A 13,262-nucleotide genomic window follows, 5' to 3' on the forward strand; every position below is an offset into this window, starting at 1 on the left:
ACAGTCAGGGGCGCATTGGGTCCGGTTCAGCGACGAAACGTCACCGATTCAATGTCGCCACGGCTCAGGCCGATGTCTTCCAGCTCGCGGTCGCTCAGAGCAGACAGGGCATTGCGTGTTACGCGTGCGTCGTTCCACGACATCACCGAAGCGATTGCGTTGAAAACGGCGCGGGAGATGCGGCCTGCTACAATAGCAGAGCCATAGGTGGTGCGGGAGGTGTCGAAAGCAGCCATTGGTGCAGTCCTTATTGTTCGAGTTTTGACATTACGTCTTCTGAACTCGCACATAAGTCGCCTGATTTTTCGCCACAAGCTGTGAACTTTGCATGTGCGATATGCGAAATTTGCATGGGTTGGGGAAAGGCGTGATTTTTTCTTGACACGATTTTCCGGGGCGGGGGCAAAGCGGTCGTTTTTGCTGCGTAATGTGACGGAACCGGACGCATCTGGGGGGGGAGGGTTGGCGGGGCCGTCAACGGCGCTGTTCGTGTTAGCACTTGGCGGATGTTCGCGTTTCGTGCTACTTGGGGTCCAAAGTGGCAAAAACGCTACAACACAAGGCCGGGCGGGGCAGGATATATGACACGGATTTTGGGCATTGACCCGGGGCTGCGCAACCTTGGTTGGGGCATTATCGACATGAGCGGATCACGGTTGACCCATGTGGCGAACGGTGTGTGCCAGTCGCTGCCGGGGGATCTGGCAGACCGGTTGATGTCGCTGCACACACAACTGACTGCCGTAATCAACCAGTACAGGCCCGATGCGGCGGCGGTCGAACAGACCTTTGTGAACAAGGACGGGGCCGGAACACTGAAGCTGGGGCAGGCGCGCGGGATCGCGATGCTGGTGCCCGCGCAGGCGGGGCTGAAGGTGGGCGAATATTCCCCCAACACGGTGAAAAAGACGGTCGTGGGCGTGGGGCATGCGGCCAAGGTGCAGGTGTTGCATATGGTGCAGATGCAATTGCCCGGCGCGGTGATTACAGGGCCGGATGCGGCGGATGCGCTGGCCATCGCCATCTGTCACGCGCATCATGGCCCCACGGGCGGCCTTGCCGCAGCAGTACAGCGGGCACAGGCATCATGATTGGCAAGATTACCGGACGTATCGACTATCGCGCTTTGGATCATGTGCTGATCGACGTGAACGGCGTGGGCTATCTGGTCTATTGCTCGGAGCGCACGCTGGCGGCCTTGCCCGGAACGGGGCAGGTGACGGCGCTGTACACCGATCTTGTGGTGCGCGAGGACCTGATGCAGCTGTTCGGCTTTACGACTTTGGTGGAAAAGGAATGGCACCGTTTGCTGGTGTCGGTGCAGGGGGTCGGGGCCAAGGCGTCGCTGGCCATCCTTGGCGCGCTGGGGCCGGACGGCGTGGGCCGTGCGATTGCGCTGGGCGACTGGAACGCGGTCAAGGCGGCCAAGGGGGTCGGCCCCAAGATTGCGCAACGCGTGGTGCTGGACCTGAAGGATAAGGCCCCCGGCCTGATGGCCATGGGCGGGACGGTGGCGCAGGCGATGGGCGACGAAACGGCCGAAGTGATCGAAGCGCCAGTACGCGCGGCGGCGCCGGCACCCACACCCACGGCACAGGCCGATGCGTTGTCGGCACTGGGCAACCTTGGCTATGGCCCCGGCGATGCAGCGGGTGCCGTGGCGCAGGCGGCCACCGACGATCCGCAGGCCGACACGCCGACGCTGATCCGGGCTGCGTTGAAGCTGCTGGCGCCAAAGGGGTAGGGCATGAGCGACATCGATCCCACCGTGCGTTCTGCGCCGATGCCCGAAGATGGCCATGACCGCGCCTTGCGCCCGCAGATGCTCGATGACTTCGTGGGACAGGCCGAGGCGCGGGCGAACCTGCGCGTGTTTATCCAGTCGGCCCGCCAGCGCGGCGAGGCGATGGATCACACGTTGTTTCACGGGCCCCCCGGTCTGGGCAAGACGACGCTGGCGCAGATCATGTCGCGCGAGCTGGGCGTGAATTTTCGTATGACCTCCGGCCCCGTGCTGGCCAAGGCGGGCGATCTGGCGGCGATCCTGACCAATCTGGAAGCGCGCGATGTGTTGTTCATCGACGAAATCCACCGTCTGAATCCGGTGGTCGAAGAGGTGCTGTACCCCGCCCTTGAAGATTTTGAACTGGATCTGGTGATCGGCGAGGGACCGGCGGCGCGCACCGTGCGGATTGAATTGCAGCCCTTTACTTTGGTGGGGGCGACCACGCGGATGGGTCTGCTGACCACGCCGCTGCGCGACCGGTTCGGCATTCCCACACGGCTGAATTTCTACACCGAAGACGAGCTGTTCCAGATCGTCACCGGCAACGCGCGTAAACTCGGCGCACCGGCCGACGAGGGCGGCGCGCGCGAGATTGCGCGGCGCGCGCGCGGCACGCCGCGGATCGCGGGGCGGTTGCTGCGGCGTGTGGTGGACTTTGCCGTGGTCGAAGGCGACGGGCGCGTGACCAAGGAACTGGCCGACAGCGCGCTGACTCGGCTGGGCGTGGACCATCTGGGGCTGGACGGGGCCGACCGTCGGTATTTGCGGCTGATCGCGGAAAACTATGGCGGCGGGCCTGTGGGTATCGAGACTCTGAGCGCCGCGCTGAGCGAAAGCCGCGACTCGCTGGAGGACGTCATCGAGCCGTTCATGCTGCAACAGGGGCTGATCCAGCGCACCCCGCGCGGGCGGATGCTGGCGGCGAAGGCCTGGGCGCACCTGGGGCTGGACGCACCGCGTGGGCCGGATGATTTGTTTGGTTGAGGCTGGCGTTGATACCTTTTATGCCTTCGGCGAGGATATTTTGGGCCAAAAGAAACCATGACCGCTGACCAGATCGAAGCACTGTTCACCCGTGCGGACGGAACCTATGCCTTTGCGCGCTGGGGTCGGCCGATTGCGCCGATTGCGTTCGGCGTGCAGGATGAAACGCTGGGCATGATCAAGGGCGCGATCGAGGCGGTCTGTGCGCTGGCGGGCCATGAAACCACGGATATGGACCCCGAGCTGGGCAGCAATTTCATGTGGTTTTTCTTTCGCGATTGGGACGAGCTGACGCAGGTTCCGGGGCTGGAGCGTATGGTGCCCGATCTGGAACCGCTGGTCGCGCGGCTGAAGGCGGCGGATGCGAACCAGTACCGCGCCTTTCGCTTTGACGAACGCGGCGGGATCAAGGCCTGTTTTGTTTTCTTGCGCATGGACGCGGCGCTGGCGGCCCTGCCTGCTGATACGCTGGTGCTGGGTCAGGTGGCGCAGTCGATATTGCTGTGGTCGGACCGTGCCTTTGCCACGCAGTCGCCGCTGGCCGTTGCGGGGCAGACCACAGTGCTGCGCCCCGAAATCGCGGATGTGATCCGCGCGGCCTATGATCCGGTGATGCCGGTGGCCGCGCAAGATGCGTCACATGCGCTGCGCATGGCGGCGCGGATGGAGGTTGGCCATGGCGCATGAGTTTCCTGTTACAGTTTATTACGAAGACACGGATATGGCGGGCATCGTCTATTACGCCAATTATCTGCGGTTTATCGAACGTGCGCGCTCGGAAATTGTCGAGGAACTGGGCGTGGACCAGCGGGCGATGCGCGCCGAAGGTATCGTTTTTGCGGTCACCCGGGTCGAGGCGGATTATATCGGATCGGCCCGTCTGGGCGACCGTTTGACCGTTGTCACCACTCACGCCCCTGCGGGCGCGGTGCGCTGGGTGTTCGATCAGGAGGTGCGTTTGGGCGACAAGGCCATCTTTCGCGCCAAGGTCACGGCGGCCTGCATGTCAACCGAGGGCCGTCCGACCCGGCTTCCAGCGAAAATACGCGCATTAAGCGGCGTTTGAAGGCTTGTTGCCGCCATTGTGATAGCTTTCCGCTTGGAGTTTCGCTAGTTTCCGCTCAAGGAAGGCTGAACATAACAGCCGCAGACAAAGAGCAGGCAGATGGAAGCAGACACGCTGGCTTTGGCGCAGGGGATAGATTTCTCGCTGTGGAGCCTTTTCGCACGCGCCACAATCGCAGTTAAATTCGTTATGATCATTCTGATCGTCGCCTCGTTCTGGGCGTGGTCGATCATTGTGCAAAAACTGATCCTATATCGCGCTGCCCGCAGGCAGGCCGCACGTTTTGACGAACGGTTCTGGTCCGGCGAGCCGCTGGACGAGCTGTTCGACGAGATCGGGCCGAACCCGCGCGGCAGTGCCGAGAATATTTTCGCGGCCGGCATGACCGAATGGCGGCGCTCGCATCGTGACGATGGCGGGCTGATCGCAGGGGCCACCGCGCGGATCGACCGCAGCATGGATGTGGCGATCAACAAAGAGACGGAAGACCTGCAAAAGGGGCTGACCGTGCTGGCCACGGTCGGATCGACGGCCCCGTTTATCGGGCTGTTCGGGACGGTTGTCGGTATCATGACCGCCTTTATCGAGATTGCAGAACAGCAGAACACCAGCCTTGCGGTTGTGGCGCCGGGCATCGCCGAGGCCTTGCTGGCCACCGGTCTGGGCCTGCTGGCCGCGATTCCTGCGGTGATTTTCTACAACAAGCTTTCTGCGGATTGTGACCGCATCATTGCGGGCTACGAAGCGTTCTCGGACGAGTTTGCCACCATCCTGTCGCGCCAGTTGGACAGCTGAGCCATGGGTGCAGGTGTGATGCAAAACGACAGGGGCGGCGGGCGGCGACGCAAGCGCAGCCGTGCGCGCCCGATGGCCGAGATCAACGTCACGCCCTTTGTGGACGTGATGTTGGTGCTTTTGATCATCTTCATGGTGGCCGCCCCCTTGTTGACGGTTGGCGTTCCGGTGGAACTGCCCAAGACGGCGGCAGGTGCGCTTTCGGCGGATCAGGAAGAGCCGTTGACGGTCACGCTGACCGCAACGGGATCGGTGCAGATCCAGACCACTGAAACCCCGCGCGACCAGCTGGTGGCCAAGCTGCGCGCGATTGCGGCCGAGCGTGAAGGCGACCGGGTGTTTCTGCGCGCGGACGGGGCGGTGCCTTACAGTGACGTGATGCAGATCATGGGCGCGCTGAATGCGGGCGGGTTTTCCAATATCGGACTGGTGACGGACACCGGCGGTCCTGCGCTGGACGGCACGGACGCATCGGGCGGGTAAGCCACAGTGAACACAGGGCAAGTCATATCAGGTGCGGGCCATATCGGCCTGATCGGCTGGTTGCTGTTTGGCGGCACCTTCCAGTCGGAACCTTTGCCATTCCAGACCACGGATGTTTCGGTTGTGTCGACCGAAGCCTATGAGGCCATTGTTGCGGCCCAGAAGTCGCCCCAAAGCGGCACCGAAGTGGCGCAGCCCGCGCCGCCCGAAGTCGAAGACAGTGTCGCCACGCCGCCCCCTGCGGAAACCGAAGTTATCCCGCAGCCGGTGCCCGAAACCGCCGAGGCCCCCGAGCCCGAAACCGTGCCCGAAGTGCCGCAACCCGCGCCGCCGGTCGCCGAGGTCGAAGACGTTGCTCCCGTGCAGCCCAGCCCGCCCGCCGAGGTGGTTGTTGCGGTGCCCGAGGTCAGCCCGCGCCCGGTGCCGCGCCCTGTCGAGCGTGTCGCGCCCGAGCCGGTCGCACCGCCGCCGCCAGAGGCCAAGCCCGATCCTGTGCAGCAGGACGCGGTGGAACAGGCCGAGACCGGCGAAGTTGTTCAGGAGCAGCAAGAAGCGACCGCCCCCGAAGAGGCCGCGACCGAGATTGTGACCGAGGCCGAAAAACCCAGCAGCGCACCCAATGCGTCGCCGCGCCCGCCTGCGCGCCCGGCACCACCCGTGCGCACGGCTGCCGCCGATCCAAAGCCCGCAGAGAAGCCTGCGGAAAAACCGGCAGAGAAACCGGACGCAAAGCCCGAGCCAAAGCCCGCGACCAGCGGCAGCACCAAGGATGCGGTGAACGCGGCCCTTGCCGAAGCGCTTGGCGGCGCCACATCAGAGCCTACGGCCCCGACCGGCCCGCCGCTGTCTGCGGGCGAAAAAGATGCCTTGCGGGTGGCTGTGTCGAGCTGTTGGAACGTTGGTTCCTTGTCGTCCGAGGCTTTGCGCACCACAGTGGTGGTGACTGTTTCGATGACGCCCGATGCGCGGCCCGTCACCTCGTCCATACGGATGACCGGCAGCTCTGGCGGGTCCGGGGCGGCGGCGGATCAGGCGTTTGAAGCGGCACGCCGTGCGATCATTCGCTGCGGCGCCAAAGGTTACAACCTGCCGTCCGAAAAATACGGACAGTGGCAAGAAATAGAAATGACGTTCAATCCCGAAAGGATGCGCATCAAATGATCTGGCGAATTCTCGTTTGCATGATGGCCGTTCTGGCCTGGACCGCCCCGACAGCGCAGGCCCAGCAAGGCCCGCTGCGTATCGAGATCACCGAAGGTGTGATCGAACCCTTGCCCTTTGCCGTACCGACCTTTGTGCCGGAAAACAGTGAAAGCGGACCGATGGGGCAGCAGTTGTCGCAACTGGTGGCCGCCGACCTGATCGGAACGGGCTTGTTTCGCGAAGTGCCTGCCAGCGCCTTTATCAGCGGGATCAGCGATTTTAACGCAGCGATCCAATATGCCGACTGGAAGGCCGTGAACGCGCAGGCGCTGATCACCGGCGCGGTTTCGGTTTCGGGCGATCAGCTGACGGTGAAATTCCGTCTGTATGATGTGTTTTCAGGGGCCGAACTGGGCAACGGATTGCAATTTGCGGGCACCACGGCGGGTTGGCGGCGCATGGGGCACAAGGTGGCCGATGCGGTTTACAGCCGGATCACCGGCGAAAGCGGTTACTTTGACAGCCGCGTGGTTTTTGTCTCGGAAACCGGCACCAAGGCCGAACGGCAGAAACGTCTGGCGGTGATGGATTATGACGGTGCCAATGTGCAGTATCTGACCGGCAGCGAAAGCATCGTGCTGGCGCCGCGTTTCTCGAAATCGGGCGACCGGGTGCTGTATACCAGCTATGAAACCGGCTTTCCGCGCATTTTCGTGCTGGATGTGGGCAGCGTGCAGCGCCGTGTTCTGGAAAGCCAGGACGGCACCATGAGCTTTGCCCCGCGCTTTCACCCCAACGGGCAGACGGTTGTCTATTCGCTGAGCCAGGGGGCCAATACCGATATCTATACGCTGGACATCAATACAGGCCAGACCACGCGCCTGACCTCGGCGCCGTCGATTGAAACCGCGCCCAGCTATTCACCCGACGGCAGCCAGATCGTGTTCGAAAGCGACCGCTCGGGTGCGCCGCAGCTGTATGTGATGCCTGCCGGCGGTGGTGAACCAACGCGCATTTCCTTTGGCGAGGGGCGGTATGGCACCCCTGTCTGGTCCCCGCGTGGCGATTTGATTGCCTTTACCAAACAGTCCAAGGGCCGGTTTCACATTGGCGTGATGCGTGTGGACGGCAGCGAAGAGAGGTTGCTGACGGCATCGTTCCTGGATGAAGGTCCGACCTGGGCCCCCAACGGGCGCGTCATCATGTTCACCCGCGAAACGCAGGGTGAATCAGGGCGTGCGACGTTGTATTCGGTGGATATCACGGGCCGCAACCTGCGTCCCGTGCGTACACCCGAAGGGGCATCGGACCCAAGCTGGGGCCCGCTACAGAATTAAGCCGCACGATTCCCCTTTGCGGGCAGCCGTGCTACACTGACCAAAACGCGCAACAACGCATTCAATTCAAGAGGCGACAAGCATGAAATTCTCGACAAAAATCGTGATGCTGGCAGGCGTGCTGGCATTGGCGGCCTGTACCAACCCCGACCGCTTTGGCGCGGATGGTGGGGCCAACGGTATTGGCAATGGCACTGTGGGCGGCATGGTGCCCGGCAGCGCAAGCGACCCCACTTCGGTGGCCTATTTCCAACAATCTGTGGGCGACCGCGTGCTGTTTCAGGTCGACCAGTCGACCCTGACCGCCGAAGGGCGCGCGACGCTTGACGGACAAGCCGCGTGGCTGAGCCAGAATGGCGATTACACCGCCATCATCGAAGGCCACGCCGACGAACAGGGCACCCGCGAATACAACCTTGCACTGGGCGCGCGGCGTGCCGATGCCGCTCGGGCCTATCTGATCAGCCAGGGCGTGCCTGCGGGCCGTTTGCGCACCATCAGCTATGGCAAGGAACGGCCCATCGAAGTGTGCAGCAACGAAGCATGCTATGCAAAGAACCGCCGCGCTGTGACAGTGCTGGCCGGTGGATTGACGGGGTAAGGTGATGCGGCGTTTCGCAGTTCTGGTGACGGTTATGGCCCTGATGGGGCCAACAACGGGCATGGCGCAATCGGCGGATGGCAGCACATTGGCTGACATCCGGCAGGAATTGACCATTCTCAACGTGGAAATCCAGAAGCTGCGGCGCGAGCTTTCGACGACGGGGTCGGCTTCGGTCAATGTGGGGCAGGGCGGTTCGCTTGACCGGCTGAACGCAATCGAATCCGAATTGCAGCGTGTCACGGCCAAGACCGAGCAGCTGGAATTCCGCATTGGCCGCGTGGTCGAAGACGGCACCAACCGGATCGGTGATCTTGAGTTCCGGCTGGTCGAGCTGGAAGGCGGCGATCTGGGTGCGCTTGGCGATACGCCAACGTTGGGCGGCGATACGGGGGCCACGCCCTTGCCGGGGCCTGTTGCGCCTGTGGACACAAACGAAGCGCAACTTGCGACCCAGGAACAAGCCGACTTTACGCGGGCGTCGGAGGCGCTCGCAGCAAGTGACTTTCGCAGCGCCGCTGACCAGTTTGCGGCCTTTAATCAGACCTATCCCGGTGGACCGCTAGCCGCAGCCGCCGATCTGGGCCGTGGCAAGGCGCTGGAAGCACTGGGCGATACCCGCGAAGCGGCACGCGCCTATCTGGCGTCGTTTTCGGCGGATCAAACAGGCCAGACCGCGCCCGAGGCATTGCTGCTGCTGGGCGTGTCACTGGGCAAGCTGGGCAAGTCCGGCGAAGCCTGCGTGACCCTGGGCGAAGTGCCTGTGCGCTTTGGCGGGTCTGATGCAGCGGCGCGGGCGCAAAGTGAAATGAGCGCGCTCGCCTGCGGCTGAACATGGATGACGCCGCGCTGATTGCAGCCATCGAGGCGCGGCTGCTGCCCACCCCCCCCGACAAACTTGGCGTCGCCGTATCCGGCGGCGGTGACTCGATGGCCTTGCTGGCGCTGAGCTGCAAGGTGGCGCGCGCGCACGGAATTTCGCTGTATGTGATCAGCGTGGATCACGGCCTGCGGTCGGGTGCGCGCGATGAGCTGGCTTTGGTTTCCGATTTTTGCACGCTGCACAATTTACCGCACCAGATCGAAAACTGGCGCGGTTGGGACGGGGCTGGCAACTTGCAAGGGGTGGCCCGCGATGCGCGCTATGCCTTGATTCATTGCTGGGCCGAAGAGATCGGGATTGGCGCGGTATTGCTGGGGCATACTGCCGACGATCAGGCCGAAACGCTGATGATGCGACTGGCGCGCGGGGCAGGGGTTGACGGATTGTCGGCCATGGCCCCGCGACGGCTGCGGGACGGTATTGTTTATGTGCGCCCCTTGCTGGGTATCACCCGCGCCGAATTACGGACCTATTTGACCGCGCAGGGTATTGAATGGGCCGACGACCCGAGCAACGATGACACCCGTTTTGCGCGCGTTGCCATGCGTCAGGCGCTGGCGCAGCTTGAGCCGCTTGGCCTGACGGCCAGAACTTTGGCGGATGTCGCGCAGAACATGCGGCAGGCGCGCGAGGCACTGGACTGGCAAAGCTTTCTGGCCGCCCGCGAGGTTGCACAGGTGCAACTGGGCACGGTGCGGCTGGATCTGCGGCAGTTTCGTACGCTGCCTGCGGAAATTTCCCGCCGCCTGCTGGTTCATGCTATCATGTGGGTGAACGGTGGCGAATATCCGCCGCGCCGCAGTGCGATTGCAGCCCTGAAATCCGCGATACAAGAGCAACGCACCGTCACGCTGGACGGCTGTCAGGTGGCCGTCTCGCGAGATGCCATCTGGGTTTTTCGCGAACTGAATGCGGTGCGTGACACCTGCTGCGAAATTGGCGATCTGTGGGACAACCGCTGGCGTGTCTGCGGCCCCGAAGACGACCCCCGCCTGCATGTGGGACCGATGGGAGAAGCAGCGCTGAACGCGCAGCCCGACTGGCGTGAACTGGGGCTGCCACGGGGCGCGCTGTTGTCTCTGCCGGCGGTTTGGGAAGGGTCCGAATTGATTGTTGCCCCCGTCTTTGACGCGGCGGGGGGCTGGTCGGTCGAGGTCGACGGGGGGCAAGATGCCTTTTTTGCCGCACTTCTATCCCGTCAATGATGCTGTTATCGCATTGAACTGACGGACAGCATGTCTATCTTAGGTGGGTGACCGTGGCGTATTGCTATTCGGTCCCGAGAATTTTTGGGAGAGTGTCCTTGGGTAATGCACGCAATATCGCGTTCTGGGTTGTCCTGCTTGTATTGATCGTTGCGCTGTTCAATCTGTTCAGCGGCACAGGCAGCACATTGCAAAGCCGCGAAATCAGCTATTCAGAATTCGTCCAGTCGGTTGAAAACGGCAAAGTCACCAGCGTGACACTGGACGGAGAGCAGGTGCGCTTTCGTGAAGACGATAAAGACTATGTGACCATCAAGCCGGCGGATGCCGAGGTTACAAACCTGTTGATTTCGAACAACGTGCCGGTCAAGGCCGAGCAACAACAACAATCGGGGATTCAGTCGTTTCTGATGACCCTGCTGCCTTTCCTGCTGCTGATCGGTGTCTGGATCTATTTCATGAACCGGATGCAGGGCGGTGGCAAAGGCGGAGCGATGGGCTTTGGCAAGTCCAAGGCCAAGATGCTGACGGAAAAGTCGGGTCGCGTGACCTTTGACGACGTGGCAGGCATCGACGAGGCCAAGGAAGAGTTGGAAGAGATCGTGGAATTCCTGCGCAACCCGCAGAAATTCTCGCGTTTGGGCGGCAAGATCCCCAAGGGCGCGCTGCTCGTTGGCCCTCCGGGCACCGGTAAGACGCTGCTGGCGCGCGCAATCGCAGGCGAGGCGGGCGTGCCGTTCTTTACCATTTCGGGTTCCGATTTCGTTGAAATGTTCGTGGGTGTGGGTGCATCCCGTGTGCGCGACATGTTCGAGCAGGCCAAGAAAAACGCGCCCTGCATCGTGTTCATCGACGAGATTGACGCCGTGGGCCGTCACCGGGGTGCCGGTTATGGCGGTGGCAATGACGAGCGTGAACAGACGTTGAACCAGTTGCTGGTGGAAATGGACGGCTTTGAAGCGAACGAGGGCGTCATCATCCTGGCCGCGACCAACCGTCGTGATGTTCTGGACCCCGCGCTGTTGCGCCCCGGTCGTTTCGACCGTCAGGTGACCGTGCCCAACCCCGACATCAAGGGCCGCGAAAAGATCCTGAGCGTGCACGCACGCAAGACCCCGCTGGGGCCGGATGTCGATCTGCGCATCATTGCGCGCGGCACGCCCGGTTTCTCGGGTGCGGACCTTGCGAACCTTGTGAACGAAGCGGCCTTGATGGCGGCCCGTGTGGGACGCCGTTTCGTGACGATGATCGACTTCGAATCTGCCAAGGACAAGGTCATGATGGGCCCCGAGCGGCGCAGCATGGTGATGACGCCCGAGCAAAAGGAAATGACCGCCTATCACGAAGCCGGTCACGCGCTGGTGGGGATGACCCTGCCCAAGTGCGATCCGGTCTACAAGGCGACGATCATTCCGCGTGGCGGTGCCTTGGGCATGGTGATGAGCCTGCCGGAAATGGACCGTCTGAACATGTTCAAGGACGAGTGCAAACAGCGTCTGGCCATGACCATGGCGGGAAAGGCTGCCGAGATCATCAAATACGGTGAGGAATCGGTGTCCAACGGCCCTGCGGGCGACATCCAGCAGGCCAGCGCGCTGGCCCGTGCGATGGTGCTGCAATGGGGCATGTCGGACAAGGTTGGCAACATCGACTATTCCGAAGCGGCTCAGGGGTATCAGGGCGCGACTGCGGGTTTCTCGGTCTCGGCCAACACCAAGGAGACGGTTGAACAGGAAGTGCGCACGTTCATTCAGGACGGCTATGACTGGGCGGCCAAGATCATCAAGGAAAAGAACGTCGAATTCGAACGTCTGGCCCAAGGGCTGCTGGAATACGAAACGCTGACCGGTGACGAGATCAAGCGCGTGATGAACGGCGAGCCTCCGCAAGCGGGGGACGGCGACGACGATGGCACGGCTGCCAGCGAAGAAAAACCCAGCCTGACCGCCATTCCCAAGGCCAAGGCGAAGAAAAAGCCGCCTTCGTCCGAGGGCGGGATGGAACCGGAACCGACCTGAACCGGGTTGCCGAGAATACAGGAGGCCTCGCGAAAGCGGGGCCTTTTTTTGTTTTCAGGAAGCTTTGACAAACTGTCGTTGCCATGGACTGCACCCGCCCGTCACACCAATGGCGCGCGGCCACGTCATCCCCCTTTTCATTTCACGCCTGGTGGGCCAGTCTGCGCCCAGACCAGCCAACTGCCACGTCAAAAAGGCCCCCTATGCCCGCGCTTAAACCAACGTCGTTCACCGCCCGCATCACATGGTTGGGGCGCAATACCAACCCCGCAGACAGCAGCGTTCCGGGGGCCCTGCGCTCGGAGCCGCTGGAAAGCGTCGCCGCCACGCTGGAAGGGTTCGAAGGCGAGGTGCACAGCGGTTTTTCGCGTCTGTCGTGCAGCCGCGTTACGTCGCAGCACCCCAGGGGCACCGAGATCGGCAATGCGCGTCAGCTGTCGATCCTGTCCGCCGAAGAACTGGCGCTGATTGCGCAAAAGATGGGGGTGGACGCGATAGACCCGGGGCTGCTTGGTGCGTCGATGGTCGTCGAAGGCATCCCTGATTTCAGTCATATCCCGCCATCGTCGCGCTTGCAGGGGCCCAGCGGGGCCACGCTGGTGGTCGATATGCAAAACCGCCCCTGCATCCTGCCGGGCCGCGAGATTGAAACCGATATGCCGGGACTGGGAAAATTGTTCAAACCCGCCGCCCGCAACCTGCGCGGGGTGACGGCCTGGGTCGAGCGGGCCGGCGCGTTTTCAGTCGGTGATACGCTGGTGTTGCATATCCCCGACCAGATGGTCTGGGCGCATCTGGCCGAAGCACGCGCCTAGGGGCGTTCAGCGGGACGGCGGTTCCGAAAAGAAACAAATGCGCCTGTTCGGGACGGTACAGGGGCGGGAAATGTCGGAAACGGTGTTCGCTGCCGGGGGCCTGAACCTGTATGCAAATAGCAGTACGTTAGTGTCTGCTGCCAACA

General features: G+C 62.6%; 15 protein-coding genes. 14 read left to right on the forward strand and 1 reads right to left on the reverse strand.

What is annotated here, in order from left to right:
- Positions 1-26 precede the first annotated feature (26 nt).
- Positions 27-236, reverse strand: coding sequence for a DUF1127 domain-containing protein (locus DSM107133_RS06575; RefSeq protein WP_114294942.1), 210 nt, complete (start codon positions 234-236; stop codon positions 27-29).
- A gap of 345 nt (positions 237-581) precedes the next feature.
- On the opposite strand from DSM107133_RS06575, the gene ruvC reads away from it, so the two are divergent.
- The 14 genes from ruvC (at position 582) to DSM107133_RS06645 (ending at position 13,116) form a co-directional block, all read left to right on the forward strand.
- A complete protein-coding gene (ruvC, locus tag DSM107133_RS06580; RefSeq protein WP_114294943.1) occupies positions 582-1,091 on the forward strand; it encodes a crossover junction endodeoxyribonuclease RuvC in 510 nt (169 codons plus the stop codon).
- The gene (ruvA, locus tag DSM107133_RS06585; protein ID WP_114294944.1) at positions 1,088-1,744 is read left to right on the forward strand and encodes a Holliday junction branch migration protein RuvA; all 657 of its coding nucleotides are present in this window, start codon (positions 1,088-1,090) and stop codon (positions 1,742-1,744) included. The genes ruvC and ruvA overlap by 4 nt, the downstream gene beginning before the upstream one ends.
- A gap of 3 nt (positions 1,745-1,747) precedes the next feature.
- Positions 1,748-2,770 carry a Holliday junction branch migration DNA helicase RuvB gene (ruvB, locus tag DSM107133_RS06590; RefSeq protein ID WP_114294945.1) on the forward strand — a complete coding sequence of 341 codons (1,023 nt, stop codon included), beginning with the start codon at positions 1,748-1,750 and terminating at the stop codon, positions 2,768-2,770.
- 57 nt (positions 2,771-2,827) lie between these two features.
- On the forward strand, positions 2,828-3,457 hold the full coding sequence (locus DSM107133_RS06595) for a hypothetical protein (RefSeq protein ID WP_114294946.1): 630 nt from the start codon (positions 2,828-2,830) through the stop codon (positions 3,455-3,457).
- On the forward strand, positions 3,447-3,836 hold the full coding sequence (locus DSM107133_RS06600) for a YbgC/FadM family acyl-CoA thioesterase (RefSeq protein WP_114294947.1): 390 nt from the start codon (positions 3,447-3,449) through the stop codon (positions 3,834-3,836). The genes DSM107133_RS06595 and DSM107133_RS06600 overlap by 11 nt, the downstream gene beginning before the upstream one ends.
- A gap of 99 nt (positions 3,837-3,935) precedes the next feature.
- A complete protein-coding gene (gene tolQ / locus DSM107133_RS06605; protein WP_114294948.1) occupies positions 3,936-4,631 on the forward strand; it encodes a protein TolQ in 696 nt (231 codons plus the stop codon).
- Positions 4,632-4,634: 3 nt separating this feature from the next.
- Positions 4,635-5,114 carry a protein TolR gene (gene tolR / locus DSM107133_RS06610; RefSeq protein WP_114294949.1) on the forward strand — a complete coding sequence of 160 codons (480 nt, stop codon included), beginning with the start codon at positions 4,635-4,637 and terminating at the stop codon, positions 5,112-5,114.
- Positions 5,115-5,120: 6 nt separating this feature from the next.
- On the forward strand, positions 5,121-6,275 hold the full coding sequence (locus DSM107133_RS06615; RefSeq protein ID WP_114294950.1) for an energy transducer TonB: 1,155 nt from the start codon (positions 5,121-5,123) through the stop codon (positions 6,273-6,275).
- Entirely contained in the window at positions 6,272-7,594 is a 1,323-nt protein-coding gene (tolB, locus tag DSM107133_RS06620) for a Tol-Pal system beta propeller repeat protein TolB (RefSeq protein ID WP_114294951.1), read from the forward strand. The genes DSM107133_RS06615 and tolB overlap by 4 nt, the downstream gene beginning before the upstream one ends.
- Positions 7,595-7,676: 82 nt before the next feature.
- On the forward strand, positions 7,677-8,195 hold the full coding sequence (gene pal, locus DSM107133_RS06625; RefSeq protein WP_114294952.1) for a peptidoglycan-associated lipoprotein Pal: 519 nt from the start codon (positions 7,677-7,679) through the stop codon (positions 8,193-8,195).
- 4 nt (positions 8,196-8,199) lie between these two features.
- Positions 8,200-9,027 (forward strand): tol-pal system protein YbgF, encoded by an 828-nt coding sequence (gene ybgF, locus DSM107133_RS06630; protein ID WP_114294953.1) that lies wholly within the window; start codon positions 8,200-8,202, stop codon positions 9,025-9,027.
- 2 nt (positions 9,028-9,029) lie between these two features.
- Positions 9,030-10,283 carry a tRNA lysidine(34) synthetase TilS gene (gene tilS / locus DSM107133_RS06635; RefSeq protein ID WP_114294954.1) on the forward strand — a complete coding sequence of 418 codons (1,254 nt, stop codon included), beginning with the start codon at positions 9,030-9,032 and terminating at the stop codon, positions 10,281-10,283.
- A 98-nt stretch (positions 10,284-10,381) separates the two neighbouring features.
- On the forward strand, positions 10,382-12,301 hold the full coding sequence (gene ftsH / locus DSM107133_RS06640) for an ATP-dependent zinc metalloprotease FtsH (protein WP_114294955.1): 1,920 nt from the start codon (positions 10,382-10,384) through the stop codon (positions 12,299-12,301).
- Positions 12,302-12,504: 203 nt separating this feature from the next.
- On the forward strand, positions 12,505-13,116 hold the full coding sequence (locus DSM107133_RS06645) for an MOSC domain-containing protein (RefSeq protein ID WP_114294956.1): 612 nt from the start codon (positions 12,505-12,507) through the stop codon (positions 13,114-13,116).
- Positions 13,117-13,262: the final 146 nt, after the last annotated feature.

Source organism: Pseudosulfitobacter sp. DSM 107133 (assembly GCF_022788695.1).
In the GTDB taxonomy this organism is placed as follows: Bacteria; Pseudomonadota; Alphaproteobacteria; order Rhodobacterales; family Rhodobacteraceae; genus Pseudosulfitobacter.